This window comes from Haladaptatus sp. AB618, from assembly GCF_024136965.1.
In the GTDB taxonomy this organism is placed as follows: domain Archaea; phylum Halobacteriota; class Halobacteria; order Halobacteriales; family Haladaptataceae; genus Haladaptatus.
Window position 1 is genome coordinate 253,506 of sequence record NZ_JAMYJX010000004.1, and the last position, 16,039, is coordinate 269,544.

Genomic DNA, 16,039 nt, shown 5'->3' on the forward strand with positions numbered 1-16,039 from the left:
TGTGTCCGTTACTGTCCGTTGAGTGCTTGGTTGATGTCGCTCTCGGCGTCGTCGAGCCCTTTTTGCGGTGGTTTCTTCCCCAGCGCGACGGGCACGAAACACTGTTCGCCGAAGATGTTCATGACCTTCGAATACTCCGGCGTGTACGCAGGCGGATGTGACGTTTCGAGGGCCTGTGCGTACGGTTTGACATCGGGGTTCTTATCGAAGAAGCCGCTTGCCGAATCGACGAGATTCTTTCTGAGCGGCAGTTGGAGCGTCTTTTTCAGGAGTTTCGTATCCCACTTCGAGCCCTGTTCGAAACTCACGAACTCCCACGCCTGCTTCGGCTGTTTCGCCGACGCGAAGATCGAGGTGTTCTTCGGATCGGCGTACGTGTGGCCGTTCGGCGTCGTTCCCTCCGGGACAGGCGGAGTCAAGTGTGACATCGAGACGTCCTTGTTGACGCCTTCGAAGTACGGGATGACCCACGGTCCACCGGAATTGATAACCGCCTCGTCGTGCGGGAATTTCGGCTTCTCGCTTCCCTGTGTCGGGGCGAGGTCGGCACCGTAGAGGTCGGTGAAGAACTGGAGAACCGTCTTCGCCGTCTCGTTGTTGAACGCGGGTTCGACGCTGTCACCCTTTTGGGTGAACATCGACTCCTTCCCCTCCGACGCGGCGAGGTACAGCGGGATGAAGTCGAACCACCGCTCGTACCACGTCGGTTTGGGTGCTCGATCCCACAGGACCTTCGCATCGCCGTTGCCGACGATCTTTTTCCCGGCCTCGATCAATCCGGACAACGTCGTCGGATACTCATCCTTGCTTTTGAATCCGGCTTTCTCGAGAACGGTATCGTTGTATTGGAACAACACCGGATTCGCCTTCCACGGCGCTTGATACAGGCCCCCGTCGGGCGCCTCGTAGCGTTTCAAAATGGTCTCGCCGCACCGCTCGGTCACGGACTTCTCCGCGCCCTCGATGTCGTACAGGTTCTTCGCGGCACCGTTCTCCTGCAGTTGGGCGGCGAACCCGGGAAACACGTTCGCGAACACGTCCGGTTCGGTACCGGAGGCGAGCGCCGAGAGGACGACTTGTTCGGAGCTATCCCCCTCGGGGACCGGTTTCACTTTCAGTTTCGAGTCGTGGGATTCGAGGAACGCTTTCTTTGCGTTCTTGTGAAACGCCAGTTCCTCTTTGTTCGGCGACGACCAAAACTCGGTCTTGCCGCTTTTCGATCCGTCCGACCCACCCAATCCACCCGTACAACCGGCGAGGGATAGCATGGCTGCCGTACCCGCCCCGGCCGTGGCTCTCATGAATCGTCGACGCCGTAGTGTGTTTTGCCTCGTCATAGGACTGCTCCACAACTGTGCAATCAATTGTGATGTATAAACCTCGCTCTCGGATTTGATTTGCGTCAAACGGATTTGAGAGAGACCGATACTATACCGCCAGCAAGTAATGTGTTCGCCGAAGAAAAGAGGAATAACTGAACGAAAAGGGCAGTAGATTGTCGATTACTAACATTCCCAACCGAGGGACGAATGGCGACGTACCGACCCACATCGAGCGGGGAAAATCGTCGATTTGGACGTCGTCGAAGCGCTACAGACAGCTACGAAGATAGTCGATGGCCTGCGGTACGGCCTCGAAGTCGTCCGCTTCGCCCTCGTATTCGAGCGTCACGAAGTCGTCGTAGCCGCGCTCGGAAAGCGCCGTCAGCGATTCGTCGTAGTACGGGTAGTTCGGTTCGGAGCCGTCCGCCGCGAGGTCGTCGTAGGCGGCGTGGACGTGGTCCGCCAAGTGCAGCGTCCGGTCGATAGACGGTTTCCCGTCGACGTAGTTCGCCAAATCCAGAACGAGACCGAGGTCGCCGTTCACGAGGCTTCGAATCCGGAAGATGTCGTCGGCGGTTCGAATGAGACCATCGTGGTTGTGGTTTTCGACCGCGAGCGTCGTCTCCACGGTTTCACCGTAGTCGATACACTCCTGCAGGCACGTCGAGACGTCCGTCCACACCTGCGGGTCGTCGTGTTCGCGGTCGTGGAGCCCCGGAAATCCGGTGAACGCTCGAAGTACCGGCGCGCCGAGTTGATCGCCGTGGTCCAGCCACGTCTTGACCACCTCGACGTCTTCACGTCGCTCTTCGGGCGTCCCCTTGGCGAAGTCGTTGTAGAAGACCGACAGGCACGCGAGTTCCAGATCATACTCGGAGAGGAGGTCGCCGACCTCCGCGATGGTCTCCTCGTCGTCGCCCGGAAGGTGGCCGTCGAGCAGTTCGACCCCCGAAATTTCGAGTTCCGTGCTACAGATTTCGAGGAACTCCTCCAGGGACATTCCGTCTTCGAGTTCGTCGTGGTAGGAGTACGAACTGCAGGCGAGCTTCATTCCTCCGCCTCCGTTTCGAGCGGGAAGTGAACCCGGTTCTCGGACTCCGACGACCGATAGATGGCCATGACCACTTCGAGTGCACGCTTGCCGTCCCGTCCCGTCACGGTTGGCTCGCTGTCGTCCTTCGCCGACTGAATGAAGTGTTCCACCGGACCGTCGTACTTGGATCGGTCCGGAATCGGAACGTCGACGGTCCCACAGTCGTTGCCCAATTCGAGCCTGAGCGATGGTGCGACTTTGTCGACGTAGATGACGCCCTCTTCGCCGACGATTTGCATCTCGATGGACTCGGGGTCCGTTCGCCACGCCGTCTCGAAGGTTCCCAGGGCACCGTTTTCGAAGCGGAGAGCGGCGACGGCCGTATCCTCGACGTCAGCATCCATCGACAGCGTGTCGCTGTACCCGGAGAGGGAGGAAACCGAGCCGAACAGATAGTTGACGAGGTCGGCGTTGTGGACGCCGATGTCGATGAGCGCGCCGCCACCGGACGTCGCCGCGTCGGTGAACCACGTCGAACGGGGTGACCAACCCTCCGGGCCGGGGTGGCTAAACCGACTTCGCACCGACAGTAAGTCGCCGATAACGCCCTTTTCGAGTATCTCCTTGGTCTTCTCGTACACCGGGTTGAACCGTTCGGTCTGGTCGATCATCAGGAACGCGTCGCTGGCGTCCGCCGCGTCGATCATCGCGTCCGCTTCCGTCAGGGAGGTGCTGATCGGCTTCTCACAGAGAACGTGGACATCGTGTTCGAGCGCGGTGCAGACGACTTCCTTGTGCAGATGGTTCGGAAGACAGACGCTCACGGCATCGACGGCACCGGATTCGAGCATTTCGACGTAATCCGTGTAGTACGATCCGATCCCGAACTCCGCCGCGACGGTCGCGGCTTTCTTCTCCTCGACGTCACAGACGGCGACCAGGTCGACTTGTTCGCTCTTTCGATATGCCGGGAGGTGAAGTCGCTGCGCGATCGCTCCGGTGCCGATAACTGCTGCTCGGAGGTTCTCGGTGTCGAGACCTTCCGTCTCGGAGGAGATCATTATCTCTTGTTCCATATTCACGCGACTCTCGTTCGACACCCCCAATTAATGTCTTCCTCAAATTTGATCGAATCAGTCGATATTCGATACTCATCGAATATCTATGGACACAGGGGAACGTCGCCGGGTTCGAACTTCGAAGACGGGAACCTTCACCAGCGGCTACAAATCTTTATTATGATTGTGAGCGTATATGTACTAGTGGAGGAAGGAGGAGTCGAATCTCCTCGTTCACGCGGGCGATAGAAACAGTCGAGTGAGGGACACGTAGTCGAGCGGGAGACACGCCCGTCGCGGACCGATACCGACGAACCACGGGAGTGTGGGATACGTCACGGCGGACGCGATGCAGTCGATGACCATGTAGGGGGGTGATACTCCGAGTCGGAGGAACGAGTCCTTGCGCCCACGACGTGACGCATCTCATCGACGTTCGTTCTCCGTTCAGCGATGGAGCACGGAGTTCGTACCGGACAGTCTCCACGGGGGTAGTAATAATGACGGATAAGCAACAGGGGAGAGGAACAGAATACGACCGTGGCTACGACGAAGGATACGAGGACGCCCGGCGTCGTACTCGCCGGTCGAACCGTCGGGGAATCGTCGGCACCGTTCTCGGGGTCGTCGTCACCCTGGCCGTGGTGGTCGGTCTCCTCTTTGCAGTGTTCCTCGGTGGAATTTGGCTCGGTTCACTCGTTACCGACAGTCCCACCGACGCGCCGGTGACGCCAGTCGTTCCCGCTCATGCGGGTGCGGATGGTGACGTGACAATCGTCGAGGGCGATACGACGGTGACGGTCGCCGGAACCGGTGCGGCGACGGTACCGACACCGATGGGCGATATTACGATTATCGTCGAACCGACGACGATAGTCCTCCCGACGAACGGTGATCTCACGGAACTCGGAGTGCACATCGGTGGGGTCACCGTCGGTCACTGACGGCGTTTCAGTGCACCCGGCGGGCCACAAGCCACGGGCCCATTTTCCGGGTGCCCTCATCCTTTGACCCATCTCGCGACGAACCCCAGCACAATTGTTGGACATACTGCATCCATACAGCAATATATCGATATTTATTCCTGGATGCGTGGACAATTATTTTATAACTTTCCGAGAATGAAGAACTATATACGAGTCACCTGTATCCCCTACCAACCCATGGAAATCCTTCACCAGTTACGAGACGCATTCAGCTCGAAAGAACCCTCCCAACAAGTGGACGAGAATTCGTCAAGATTCGGAGATATATTCGAATGTCAGGAGTGCGGTACGACGTTTATTTCGAATCCGACCCAGTGTTCGAAGTGTGACAGCGACGAGTTCCGGAATCACGGAAGCTGTTGAGGTTTCGACCGACCCGAACACCCTCAACTGAAGGAAATTCGAAAATCGAAACGCGAGTGATTCCCACGAACCGAGACGGGGTTCCTGTGAGAACGATCCGTACCGTTCGAGACGTCCGGATTCCGCGTCCATATCGGCTCCGACTTTCGACTACCAGTCACTGTCAGCGATTCATCCCGGAAGCGTGATCGATCCCACTACCGAAGCCCGCACCGATGATGACGAGCAGAATGAAAAGGACCAAAATCAGTACGAATCCCCCTGCGTACCCGTCGGAGTCCGTCTCGGTTCGGACACCGCTCCGAAGGCGGCGTTCGAGCGCATCCGCACCACCTTCGTTCTCCAAAGTCGCTCGAAGACGCTCGAACTCCCGGGTATCGATCCGATCGAGATATGCATGGACCGCCGCCGGAGGGGTATCGAATTCGTCGGGAACGTCTCCTTCCGCGAGGGAGTCGAGTACCCCCGCGATGGCGTCGAGGAAGTCGTGGTGAATTTCGACGGAGTCGACGTCCATCCGGATCACCTTCCCGTTCGTGACTGTCGCCACGAACCCTTCGATGGCGAATAACTCCTCCATCTCACCATCGAGAGTCGGTGCGAACCGCAACCTGTCGAGGCGGAATTCGTCATCGGAGAGGGAGAGACCGGTCACCTCGAAGCGATCATTGCGTTTCCCCTCGTGACCGGTGTCCGTGCAGTCGGTGTCGTGGGTGCCACTACCGGTAACGGACCCGGAAAAGGCCCCCATGGCGACCGCCGAGCCGAGGAGCTGAACGAGTGCGCGTCGCGTTCGTTGGGTTGGTGAACCGTCCGCGTCCGTTTTCGGAGAAGTTTCGTCGGTCATTCGTTGTCGCCGAACTAACGACAAACAGTAGTTTAGTTATTCATCTCCTGACTTCGGTAACAAAGAACTCCCTTCACGCCGCCCGATCACAAGAGTCGCCTACGAAGCCGTATTTGTCCACCTGACAGCGACGGGACGAGCCCTAATGGGTTTTTTCTGATGTATGTTGTGAGAGATAGGTGCAAGAATAGCTGGTTTCGAGGACCAGCAACAGATACTGCCTCGATGCCGAGGTCAAAGCCAATCGGGGTGTTTAGATAGTGCGCTAGAAGTTAGCAGCCACTCGTTTGGCATCCGACGCGGACGGATGCCGAGGAGAACACACAACATGAATACAGTCGAACGCTGGAAACAGGAGAAACACCCGCTCGACGTCATCGACGACGTGTACGCGTATGCCGAAGAAGGATTGTCCTTCGACGAAATCGAAGCGCGCGCCGGGGACGGCGAGTGGGAACGATTGAAATGGGCCGGGCTATACGCGCACGGACAACACGAGGATTACTTCATGCTTCGCACGAAGGCCCCGGGCGGTCGCCTCACCACGGAGCAAGCCGAAGTCATCGGCGAAGTCGCCGAGGAGTTCGCCACCGCACCCGCGGAACACGGTGGCGACGAGCAGAATCCCGTGTGGGGAGACGCCTATCTGGACATCACGACACGGCAGGACATTCAGATGCACTGGATCGAGATCGAGGATCTGCCGGAGATTTGGCGGCGCTACGACGAGGTCGGTCTCACTACCGTCCAGGGCTGCGGTGACGGTGCTCGGAACGTGCTTGGATGTCCGGCCGCTGGGCTGTCGGAGCACGAATGTTTCGACGCGCAACCCGTCATCGACGCGGTTTCGGGCTTCTTCACGGGCAACCGCGAGTACGCGAACCTGCCGCGGAAGTTCAAGATGACCATCACCGGCTGTCAGGAGGACTGTGCCCAGTCACAGATCAACGACGTCGGACTGACGCCCGCCCGGAAGCGGATCGACGGCGAGGAGTACTACGGCTTCCACGTGAAGGTCGGCGGCGGCCTCTCCGACGGGCCACGGATGGCGTCCCCGCTCGACGTCTTCATCCAACCGGAGGACGCCGTCGAGTTCTGCCGTGCCGTCGCGCAGGTGTTCAAGGAACTCGGCGACCGGAACAACCGCGGCGTCTGTCGGATGCGCTATCTCGTGGAACAACTCGGTCCCGGGAACTTCGAAGCGGCGGTTCGCGAGCGATGCGACGTCCCCCTCGAATCCCGTGGTACCGACCTCAGCGAGAGCTACACGGGTGATCACGTCGGCGTCCACGACCAGAAACAGGATGGACTGCAGTACGTCGGGTTCAACGTCATCGCGGGACGCATGGGCGGGGACGAGTTCGCCGAAGCGGCCCGGGCCGCGCGGGAGTACGGGACGGACGAGGCGACGATTCGTCTCGCCACGGATCAGAACTTCCTGATCTCCCACGTGCCCGCCGACCGTACCGCCGAGTTGCTCGACGAACCGTTCGCACGCGATTACCAACCCGACCCCGGCCCGTTCTCGCGCGGTGCCGTCGGCTGTACCGGGTCGGAGTTCTGCAATTACGGCATCATCGAGACGAAAAAGCGCGTCCGACGGTGGGCCAAGGAACTGGACGAGCGGGTCGAGACGCCGGACGGGTTGGACGTCGTTCGGATGCACATGAGTGGCTGTTCGGCGTCGTGCGCCCAACCACAAATCGCGGACATCGGCTTCCGCGGCGAGACGGTGAAGGTCGAAGGCTCCGAGGAGACCACGAACGAGGAGGGCGACGCGGTGGTCGAAGGGATGGACGTCGGCCTCGGCGGCTCGTTGGGTGCTGACAACGAGTTCATCGACTGGGTCGAAACAGCGGTTCCCGCGAACGCGGTCATCCCCGCGCTCGAACGGCTCTTCGAGGTGTACGTCGAGGACCGAGTCGAGGGCGAACGCTTCTACGAGTGGCATCGCCGGGTCGGCAACGACCGCCTCCGCGACATCATGCGCCGTGCAGACGCCCCCGTCTCGAAGGGGGTGGCGCAGGATGACTGAGCGGCGATTCCCGGGCGTCCCGGGCGAATCCGGTTCGGCCGATTCGACGGACGACTGCTGTGAGAACGGCCAATGTACGTGTGCCGTGGGTGAAGACGGGGCGGGTTCGTCTCCGCCACGGCTCCGCTCGGACGGCGGGAGCACCCCCAGCAACGTCGATGCCGACGGGAGCCTCGGCGAGATCCAGTTCACCGAACCCACGGTGGGAACGAGTCAGGACGTCGAGGGCTCCGACGCGAATCCGACGGCCAGACCCGGCGTCCCGGAGGGCGTCGAACTGGACACGCCGGGGTACTCCATCCGGAGCGAGATGAACGACATCGACACGCCCGACGAGAAGACGTGGTTCATGGAGTTGGACGAGGCGGTCATCGAGGAGGACCGGTGTATCCAGTGTGGGACGTGTGTCGCGGCGTGTCCGTCCGATTCTATCGGCATCGGCGACGACGGCCTGCCGGAACTGGTGAAGATGTGTACGGGGTGTTCGCTCTGTTGGGACTTCTGTCCTCGGGGCGGCCTCCGGTACGAACGACAGTGGAAGATCACCGGCGGCGACGACAACGTGTCGGGTGCGGGTGATCCGATCACCGAGTTCTCGGCAAAAGTTTCCGATAGCTGGCGGGCGAACGCACAGGACGGCGGGATCGTGACATCCGTCCTCGTGCATCTCCTCGAAGCGGGTGAAATCGACGGGGCGCTCGTCGCCACGGAATCCGACGAGGAGCCGTGGAAGGCCGAGAGTTTCCTCGCGACGAGCCGCGAGGAGTTGATCGAGAACGCCGGGAGCTTCTACAACCAGACGATGGCGCTCGGCAACCTCGACATGGAGCAGTGGGAGGAACAGCTTCCGGACAAGGACCCGGAGGACCTCTCGCTTGCGCTCGTCGGGACGCCGTGTGAGATCGAAGGGATCCGTGCACTCCAGGATTTCGCGTGGGACCACCAGTCCCACGAGGATGGTGTTCGCGCCATCGAGTACACCATCGCGCTGATGTGCACGAAGAACTTCAACTACGAGCGGCTTATCGGGGACCAACTGCAGGAAAAGCGGGACATTCAGCCCGAGGAGATCGGCAAACTCGACGTTCTCGACGGGGAGTTTCGAGTGTACGACCACGACGAGGAACTCATCGTCGAGGAATCCATCAAGAACTTCCACGGTGCCACACTCAAGGGTTGTGACGAATGTGCGGACTTCACCGGCTACTGTGCCGACCTCACCGTCGGTTCGGTCGGCAGCCCGAACGAGTATTCGAGCGTCATCGTCCGGACCGAAACCGGACTGAAAGCGTGGGAGTTGGCCGAACCCGACCTCGAATACGAGGACCTCTACAGTCGGAAAGCGATCGGTAAACTACAGAGCTGGGACAAGAAAAACGCGTTCTCGTCGTTGGAACGGCAGTTCGATCCGGACGCGCCGCGGTTCATCGAGTACACGGATCACGCCGAGCAGTACGGCACCGAACCCAATCCGCACGAGGCGGACCACTAACTCGGTTTCGTCCCCGTCACCCTCCTCAAACGCTGGACCGGAACGAGGATGGTTCTCAGTTGACCGGCGTCGTTCGGGAGGATTGACCGATGACGACCTGTCCGGCGACCAGAACCAACATCGCGATACCGACGCCGAGGATGGTCGCTGGCACGCCCAGTAGTGTGCCTCCCGTTAGCTTAGTACTGATCCCGAACACCGCTCCGAGCACCATCGAGGAGAGGATGACTCGGCCGTCGATTCCCCGCCAGTACAGCGCGACGTACACTGGAACCAGAAGTCCGGTGGTCAGCAGTACCGCCCTGAAATCGTACAGGTCGAAGATAGATCCGGGCGGGGACGCGCTGATGGCCGTCGCGAGAAGTCCGAATCCGATGGTGGCGGCCCTCGAAATTTTCAGTTGGTGGGCGTCGGACGTGTCCGGGTTGAAGTAGTCGTAGATGTCCCGCGTGAGCGTGACCCCGATGGAGTGTAACCGCGTGTCGGTCGTCGAGAGGATTGCGCTCATGATCCCGAGGATGACGATGGTTCCCAGCGTGGTGGGGAGGACCCGCATGATGAGGACGGGAAACGCCCGGTCCGTATTCGAGACGGTTATCCCGGCGTTGTGGAGCGCGACGCCGGTTGCGGCACCGAGGAGCGACGTGACGACGAGAAACATCGCGATGATGACGCCACCGGCGGCGATGTGGAATTTCGTCGTTTCGATGTCCTTCGTCGCGTTGATGCGGATGATGACGTTCTGGCCCGTGAAGATGGTCCCGAAGAAGGCGACGATGGAACTCACGATGGTGATCAGGGTGTACGATCCACCGCCGAGCGGCGTAACGTTGGAGGGGTCGATGGCGGCGAACTGTTGGTTCATGGCCGTGAGGCCGCCCAAATCCGTGACGAGGTACACCACCGCGATCGTCATCAGCGCGACCATGACGGTTCCCTGAAGGAGGTCGGTCCACGCGACGCTCACCAACCCGCCGAGCACCGTGTAGACGATGAAGACGAGACCGATCACCCACACCATGTACTCGTACGGAACGCCGGTGATTTCGGTCACCAACACGCTCGCGCCGACGAGTTGAATGACGAGATACACCCACGCGTTACTCAATAGGAGAAGGCCAGTGACGGGACGGGCATACTGCCGACCGGTAACGTTCGCGACGATGTCCGAGAGGGTCACCTTGTTCAACTCCCGTATCTTGTGCGAGACGAAATAGAGGCCGCTCATGCCGAGTGCGAGTCCGAAGTTCACGCCGACCATGATGGCGTAGCCGGTCTTCGAAAATTCGCCGATGACGCCGATAGCGGCGACGGCGCTGAAGAAGTTCGCGACGAGCGACCAGGTCGCGAGCCACTTCCCGAGGTTTCGGCCGTACACCCAGAAATCGTCCTTCGTGTTCGTTTTCAGGTATCCCCACGCGCCGATAGCGAGGACAATGAGGAGGTAGAGAACGAACGCGGCGAGATACGTTCGATTCACCATCAGTCAGTCCCCCCGCGAGCGGTGTCCGAGAACGGTTTCCCCATCACTTTGTGGACGACAACGTAATGGATCGCTCCCAAACTACCCGCGAGGAGCGTCGCGATGATCATTACAAACGTCGTGGTTGGAAGGCCGATTACAGTCATGATTTCGTCCTATTTTCACGTCTCCTTGCGTTTTTCCGCCGAATCGTCGTCAAGGAGTGCTACTCGTTAGCGAGTATCCCAGAGATACTTATTGATGTTGGCCGATTAAAAATAAAGTCGTCCAAGTATGGATTTGGTCGTGAAATCTCCACAGGGCTGTCACACGGAACGTGGGAACCGTCCCTTCTCGTAAGAATCTAGAGTCGGTGACCACGGCGGTTACTGACGTCACCTATCTTCGGTGAAAGGTTATTAGTAGATATTGGGACATTTTCGTGACGACGATATCGAATCCCGTCGTGCCGTGCAGGGACCCGAGTGTCGCTACGGACAGCAGCAATCGGAGACGATTAATCGACAGATCAATTACCGTTCTACGATCAGATCGCTGTTGTTCATAAAGCGATTTTTCGATAATCTATCGGAATCCCAATCGGACACAAAGTATTTGCCGGAATACTACAACCGATTGACTGGATTATGGATAGCAATCGTCGAAAGGTACTGGCAGGAGTAGGAACGCTGACGGCACTCGGTCTCGGTACGACGCAGGTGTTGGGCCAATCGGGAGCGGGAACATCGGAGGATCAAAACGAGGGCGACGGCCACGACGATGCGCTCGGTCCGGCGGTGAGTTTCAAACATTCGGACCCCGAGTACGAGTTCGTCGTCTTCGGCAACGACGGCAGCGAGACCTACGACGCGTCCGGGTACTGGGTCGACTTCGAATACGGGAACGACGACGTCGATCAACGTCGGCAACTCCCGGAGGGGAGCACCATCGATCCCGGTATGTACCTCTACGTGGCGACCGGTGCCGTCGATGACGAGAAGATCAATCCCGGCGATAACAACTTCGTGGAGTTCGATTACGACCACGACGTGATCGCCGATGACGATTCGGACGTGATCGCGTTACTCGATGAGGACGGGACGGTGGTGGCGTCGTCGGACTACGACGTCGCCCCTATCGGATCGAATTCCGAAGATGGGTCGAGTGACGATTCGTCCGACGACACGCAATCCGGTGACGATAATCAGTCGGGAGACGACGAGCAGTCGGGTGACGACGGTGGATCCGATGGAAGCGAAGACACCGAAGATAACGGATCCGATGAATCCAGCGGTTCCGATTCGAAGGACTCGTCCTCGGAAGACGATTCCGAAGACGGCTGCTGAGCCGACCTACGATCGACCTTTTGTTTCGCTCGTAACCGAGCAGGTGTGCGTATCGAATCCCGATGAGGGAGGAAAGCGGATAGCCGGACGTCAGTCGGACGAGGAGGGTTGGTCGATCAACTCGCCTTCGACCGGGAAGAGACACGCCGCGGAGTGGTCGTCGTCTCCCGTCGTATCGACGTCGGGGTCCGTGGCTCGGCACTCCTCGCGGGCTTTCGGACACCGTGGCGCGAAGACGCACCCCGACGGGAGGTCGATGGGGTTTGGCGGTTCCCCGTCGAGCGTGACCCGGTCGCGGTCGGTGGACGGGTCCTTCTCCGGCGTCGCCGAGAGCAACCGTTCCGTGTAGGGGTGCAGCGGTTCATCGACGACGCGTTCGGTGTCGCCGATTTCGACGATTCGACCCAGATACATGATCGCCAGTTGGTCCGACACCTGGGCGAGACTCGCCAAGTCGTGTGAGATGTAGATGATTCCGATGTCCTCCTCGTCCGCGAGCGAGCGGAGGAGGTTGAGCAGGTTGACTTTCAACGAGACGTCGAGCATCGACGCCGGTTCGTCACAGACCAGGAAGTCTGGGTCGAGCACCAACGCCCGAGCGATGGCCACGCGTTGGCGCTGTCCTCCCGAGAGTTCGTGCGGATACTGATCGAGGAACTTCGAGGGGGGCGTCAGTCCGACCCGTTCCAACGTCTCCCGGACCACGGACTCGCGGTCGGCCGGGTTTCGGTCGTGGATCGTGAGCGGTTCGCTCACGAGCTTCCAGACGGTCATCCGCGGATTGAGCGAGTCGAAGGGGTCCTGAAAGACGATCTGTGCCTTTTCCCGGAACTGCTTCATTTCGCCGCTCTGATACTCCGACGCCGACTTGCCATCGAACAGTATCTCGCCGCCGGTCGGCTCTTCGAGGAGCGCGACCGTCTCGCCGAGCGTCGATTTCCCACAGCCGCTCTCACCGGCGATGCCGAGGATTTCCGACCGGGAGACCGAGAACGAAACGCCGTCCACCGCCCGGACTTTGGGCGGTTCGTTCCCCCGGAATTTATCCATCAGCGGCTGACTCTGTGCGTAGTGTTTCTCCAGATCTGAAACCGAGAGGATGACGTCCCGCTCCGTCCGTATCTCATCCTCGGCCGTTTCGACGCCCCACGTCTCTGGTTTCCGGGCTTCACGTCGGATCTGTGCGGCGCGCTCGACGTGGTGACAGGCCGAGCGTTGGTTTCGATTCGGCAGGTCCACGAACTCCGGATGGGACGCTTCGCAGGTCTCGTCGGCGAACGGGCACCGCTCGACGAACGCACAGCCGGTCTGCGGCGTGGCCAAGTCGGGCGGTGACCCGGGGATGGACACCGCGTCCTCCGTCCCGGATTCGATCTCCGGGAAGGAGTTCTTCAGCCCCATCGTGTACGGGTTCGTCGGATTGATGAGCACGTTGCCCGTGCTCCCCTGTTCCATCACCTTCCCCCCGTAGAGTATCGAGAGTTCGTCGCAGGTCTCGGCGATGACGCCGATTTCGTGCGTGATGAGCAACAACGAGCTATCGACGCGCTCCTGAATGTCGAGAATCGTCTCGATGATCTTGTCCTGGACGATGACGTCCAACCCGGTCGTTGGCTCGTCGGCGATGATGAGGTCCGGTTCGAGCGCGAGCGCCATCGCGATGGTCACCCGCTGTCGCATCCCGCCCGAGAACTCGTGCGGGTAATCGTCGATTCGGTTCGGGTCGAGACCGACCAGATCGAACAGTTCTCGCACCCTCTCGCGGGCGTTCGGCTTCGAGACGTTCCGATGTTTCTGAATCGCCTGCCGGATCTGTGCGCCGGTCGTCATGACGGGATCGAGGGCGTCCATCGCGCTCTGTGGGATGTACGCTATCTCCTCCCAGAGGATGTCCCGCCGTTCCTGTTCGGAGAGCGAAAGCAAGTCCCGGCCTTTGTACAGGACTTCGCCACCGGTGACGGAGCCGTTATCGGGAAGCAAGCCGAGGACGGCTTCCGCCGCCGTCGACTTTCCGGACCCGCTTTCGCCCGCGAGGCCGTAGTTGACACCTTCGTCAACGGTGAACGAGACGCCGTTGACGGCGTGGATCGATCCCTTCTGCGTTCGGTACTCGACTTCGAGGTCGGTTATCTCCAAGAGCGTCATTTGTCTGATTGAATTTCGGGGTTGATGACTTCCTCGTACGCGCGGCCGATGAGGAACACTGCGGTCGTGACGGCGGCGATACCGACGGCCGGTGGGACGACCCACCACCAGGCGACTCGGATCGCGCCGGATTCGAACACCATCCTGAGCATCCGCCCCCAACTCGTTGAGGTCGGGTCGCCGAAGCCCAGGAACGCCAGACTCGCCTGCGAGGCAATCGCCCACGCGACGCCGTAGGCCACGTAGAGGAACCCGATGGGGAGGACGTTCGGCGCGACGTGGACGAACATCGTCCGCAGGTGACCGGCACCGCTCGCCCGCGCCGAGCGAACGAACGTCTGCTCGCGGACCGAGAGGACTTCCGCCCGAACGACGCGAGCGGGCATCTTCCAGAGGAAGAGGACGATGATCGCCGTGATGAGCCAAATCGAGGGCGTCACGAACGTCAACAGCAACAACGCCATCGGCATGAACGGGAGCGAGAACGTGAGGTCGGTCAACCGCATCAGGAGTTCGTCGACCCACCCGCCGAAGTAGCCGCTCACGAGGCCGATCAGAAACCCGAGCGCGCCGGTTCCGACGCCGCCGATCAGACCCACGATGAGCGTCGGTCGTGCGCCCGCCAGGAACTGGCTGAGCACGTCCTTGCCGAACTCGGTAGTGCCGAACGGGGCCGCCGCGTTCGGCGACGCCAACCGCATGATCTCGCCGTTCTTCGTGTGCACGTCCGAGATGATCGGGTCGTGCGGTGCGAGATACGGTCCGAACAGACCCAGGAAGACGAACGCGCCGAGGATTAACATTCCCGCGAGCGCGAGGCGGTCCCGGGCGAGGAACAGGAGTTGGGACTGGATTTGGCTGGCTCGGTCCGAAAGGCGAGTGCGGTACGAGACGGATTCGGTGCTCATCAGGCGGCACCTCCGGTGGCCGAAACCGTCGGGTCGAAGTAGGCGTAGAGGAGGTCAGCGACGAGGTTCATGACGATGACCGCGAGCGCCATGATGAACACGGCCGCCTGAACCAACGGATAGTCCTGTTGCTGGATGGCGAGCACGAGTTCCCGTCCGATACCCGGCCACCCGAAGACGACTTCGAGGAGGATGAGCCCCTGAAAGATCATCCCGAGTCGAAGCGCGAAGTAGGTCAGTATCGGAAGCATCGAGTTCCGACCGGCGCGGAGGAGTTGTTCGAACTCGGACAACCCCTTCGCCCGGTGCAGTTTGAGGAACTCGGACCCCTGTTTCTCGACGACGCCGTTTCGCGCCAGGAGAAGGAAATCGCCGCTGTAGTAGAGGACGGCGACGGTGAACGGGAGGACGTAGTGGTGAAGGAAATCGACGGAGAGATAGGTCGCGCCCAACCCGTCGGGCGTCGCCGTGATGTCGCGCATGCCGAACGCGGGGGTGAGGTCCAACGTGTAGGAAAAGAGGATGATGAAGAGGATGGCGGTGATGAACACCGGGGTCGAGCGGAGCGCCGTCGTCGTGAGGATACTCCCCGTTTCGAGCGCCGAACCGCGGTTCCACCCGGCGACCATTCCCAAGAGGGAACTCAGGACGGCCGTCGTTATCAGCGCCGGAACGAGCAGGACGAGCGTGTTCGCCAGTTTCGGGGCGAGGATATCCCACACCGGCCGACTCTGCAGGATGGAGTAGCCGAACTGGAACGTGAGCAGGTTCCGAAGGTAGAGCAGATACTGCTGCCAGAGCGGCTTGTCGAGGCCGTACAACGCCATGATCCGGTGAGCCTGTGCCTCGTTCAGATTGCCGGTGGTGATCAGCGACTCGAACGGACTACCCGGGAGCATTCGCAGGACGACGAAAATCACCGTGACGGCGACGAGCGTGAGCACCGCCGCGATGCCGATTCGCTTCAGGAACACCCGTCGGAAGTCACTCATCGCGCTGCCTCCGATGCGAAGCGGCCCGCCGGTCGTGCGGTCGGTTCACG

14 protein-coding genes are annotated in these 16,039 nt (G+C 60.4%); 4 read left to right on the forward strand and 10 right to left on the reverse strand.

The features are described 5' to 3' along the window. Positions 1-8: 8 nt before the first annotated feature. The 4 genes from NKF26_RS14500 to NKF26_RS24145 all read right to left on the reverse strand — a co-directional run bounded on the left by NKF26_RS14500 (position 9) and on the right by NKF26_RS24145 (position 3,779). Complete coding sequence (locus NKF26_RS14500; RefSeq protein ID WP_253225794.1) at positions 9-1,301, reverse strand: extracellular solute-binding protein; 1,293 nt, start codon at positions 1,299-1,301, stop codon at positions 9-11. Between the two features lie 289 nt (positions 1,302-1,590). Next, positions 1,591-2,373, reverse strand: a complete 783-nt coding sequence (locus NKF26_RS14505) for a sugar phosphate isomerase/epimerase (protein WP_253225795.1) — start codon at positions 2,371-2,373, stop codon at positions 1,591-1,593. Continuing rightward, the gene (locus NKF26_RS14510) at positions 2,370-3,431 is read right to left on the reverse strand and encodes a Gfo/Idh/MocA family protein (protein WP_253225796.1); all 1,062 of its coding nucleotides are present in this window, start codon (positions 3,429-3,431) and stop codon (positions 2,370-2,372) included. The genes NKF26_RS14505 and NKF26_RS14510 overlap by 4 nt, the downstream gene beginning before the upstream one ends. Positions 3,432-3,647: 216 nt before the next feature. After that, complete coding sequence (locus tag NKF26_RS24145) at positions 3,648-3,779, reverse strand: hypothetical protein (RefSeq protein ID WP_256487220.1); 132 nt, start codon at positions 3,777-3,779, stop codon at positions 3,648-3,650. A gap of 134 nt (positions 3,780-3,913) precedes the next feature. On the opposite strand from NKF26_RS24145, the gene NKF26_RS14515 reads away from it, so the two are divergent. Next, positions 3,914-4,357 carry a hypothetical protein gene (locus NKF26_RS14515; protein WP_253225797.1) on the forward strand — a complete coding sequence of 148 codons (444 nt, stop codon included), beginning with the start codon at positions 3,914-3,916 and terminating at the stop codon, positions 4,355-4,357. Between the two features lie 568 nt (positions 4,358-4,925). Here the strand turns inward: NKF26_RS14515 and NKF26_RS14520 are convergent. After that, positions 4,926-5,609: a YjcZ family sporulation protein gene (locus NKF26_RS14520; RefSeq protein ID WP_253234504.1), complete on the reverse strand. Its 684-nt coding sequence runs from the start codon at positions 5,607-5,609 to the stop codon at positions 4,926-4,928. A 328-nt stretch (positions 5,610-5,937) separates the two neighbouring features. Here NKF26_RS14520 and NKF26_RS14525 point away from each other — a divergent pair, with 328 nt between their 5' ends. Together NKF26_RS14525 and NKF26_RS14530 are read left to right on the forward strand one after the other, a co-directional pair. After that, positions 5,938-7,644, forward strand: coding sequence for a nitrite/sulfite reductase (locus NKF26_RS14525; RefSeq protein ID WP_253225799.1), 1,707 nt, complete (start codon positions 5,938-5,940; stop codon positions 7,642-7,644). Then, positions 7,637-9,136 (forward strand): Coenzyme F420 hydrogenase/dehydrogenase, beta subunit C-terminal domain, encoded by a 1,500-nt coding sequence (locus tag NKF26_RS14530; protein ID WP_253225800.1) that lies wholly within the window; start codon positions 7,637-7,639, stop codon positions 9,134-9,136. Before NKF26_RS14525 ends, NKF26_RS14530 begins: the two co-directional genes overlap by 8 nt. A 55-nt stretch (positions 9,137-9,191) precedes the next feature. On the opposite strand, the gene NKF26_RS14535 is transcribed toward NKF26_RS14530, so the two are convergent. Together NKF26_RS14535 and NKF26_RS14540 are read right to left on the reverse strand one after the other, a co-directional pair. Further along, on the reverse strand, positions 9,192-10,619 hold the full coding sequence (locus NKF26_RS14535) for a sodium:solute symporter (RefSeq protein ID WP_253225801.1): 1,428 nt from the start codon (positions 10,617-10,619) through the stop codon (positions 9,192-9,194). Further along, a complete protein-coding gene (locus NKF26_RS14540) occupies positions 10,619-10,765 on the reverse strand; it encodes a hypothetical protein (RefSeq protein ID WP_253225802.1) in 147 nt (48 codons plus the stop codon). Before NKF26_RS14540 ends, NKF26_RS14535 begins: the two co-directional genes overlap by 1 nt. A gap of 480 nt (positions 10,766-11,245) precedes the next feature. On the opposite strand from NKF26_RS14540, the gene NKF26_RS14545 reads away from it, so the two are divergent. Then, a complete protein-coding gene (locus NKF26_RS14545) occupies positions 11,246-11,944 on the forward strand; it encodes a lamin tail domain-containing protein (protein WP_253225803.1) in 699 nt (232 codons plus the stop codon). 90 nt (positions 11,945-12,034) lie between these two features. On the opposite strand, the gene NKF26_RS14550 is transcribed toward NKF26_RS14545, so the two are convergent. From NKF26_RS14550 to NKF26_RS14560, 3 genes are read right to left on the reverse strand one after another with little or no spacing between them, the layout of a single operon-like run. Then, a complete protein-coding gene (locus NKF26_RS14550; RefSeq protein ID WP_253225804.1) occupies positions 12,035-14,089 on the reverse strand; it encodes an ABC transporter ATP-binding protein in 2,055 nt (684 codons plus the stop codon). After that, complete coding sequence (locus NKF26_RS14555) at positions 14,086-14,997, reverse strand: ABC transporter permease (RefSeq protein WP_253225805.1); 912 nt, start codon at positions 14,995-14,997, stop codon at positions 14,086-14,088. Before NKF26_RS14555 ends, NKF26_RS14550 begins: the two co-directional genes overlap by 4 nt. Beyond that, positions 14,997-15,989: an ABC transporter permease gene (locus tag NKF26_RS14560; protein WP_066147133.1), complete on the reverse strand. Its 993-nt coding sequence runs from the start codon at positions 15,987-15,989 to the stop codon at positions 14,997-14,999. Before NKF26_RS14560 ends, NKF26_RS14555 begins: the two co-directional genes overlap by 1 nt. Between the last annotated feature and the right edge of the window lie 50 nt (positions 15,990-16,039).

Coding starts and splice junctions, on each gene's coding strand:
- NKF26_RS14500 (WP_253225794.1), bottom strand. CDS start 1,301: ATGAGAGCCACGGCCGGGGCGGGTACGGCAGCCATGCTATCCCTCGCC.
- NKF26_RS14505 (WP_253225795.1), bottom strand. CDS start 2,373: ATGAAGCTCGCCTGCAGTTCGTACTCCTACCACGACGAACTCGAAGAC.
- NKF26_RS14510 (WP_253225796.1), bottom strand. CDS start 3,431: ATGGAACAAGAGATAATGATCTCCTCCGAGACGGAAGGTCTCGACACC.
- NKF26_RS24145 (WP_256487220.1), bottom strand. CDS start 3,779: ATGGTCATCGACTGCATCGCGTCCGCCGTGACGTATCCCACACTCCCG.
- NKF26_RS14515 (WP_253225797.1), top strand. CDS start 3,914: ATGACGGATAAGCAACAGGGGAGAGGAACAGAATACGACCGTGGCTAC.
- NKF26_RS14520 (WP_253234504.1), bottom strand. CDS start 5,609: ATGACCGACGAAACTTCTCCGAAAACGGACGCGGACGGTTCACCAACC.
- NKF26_RS14525 (WP_253225799.1), top strand. CDS start 5,938: ATGAATACAGTCGAACGCTGGAAACAGGAGAAACACCCGCTCGACGTC.
- NKF26_RS14530 (WP_253225800.1), top strand. CDS start 7,637: ATGACTGAGCGGCGATTCCCGGGCGTCCCGGGCGAATCCGGTTCGGCC.
- NKF26_RS14535 (WP_253225801.1), bottom strand. CDS start 10,619: ATGGTGAATCGAACGTATCTCGCCGCGTTCGTTCTCTACCTCCTCATT.
- NKF26_RS14540 (WP_253225802.1), bottom strand. CDS start 10,765: ATGACTGTAATCGGCCTTCCAACCACGACGTTTGTAATGATCATCGCG.
- NKF26_RS14545 (WP_253225803.1), top strand. CDS start 11,246: ATGGATAGCAATCGTCGAAAGGTACTGGCAGGAGTAGGAACGCTGACG.
- NKF26_RS14550 (WP_253225804.1), bottom strand. CDS start 14,089: ATGACGCTCTTGGAGATAACCGACCTCGAAGTCGAGTACCGAACGCAG.
- NKF26_RS14555 (WP_253225805.1), bottom strand. CDS start 14,997: ATGAGCACCGAATCCGTCTCGTACCGCACTCGCCTTTCGGACCGAGCC.
- NKF26_RS14560 (WP_066147133.1), bottom strand. CDS start 15,989: ATGAGTGACTTCCGACGGGTGTTCCTGAAGCGAATCGGCATCGCGGCG.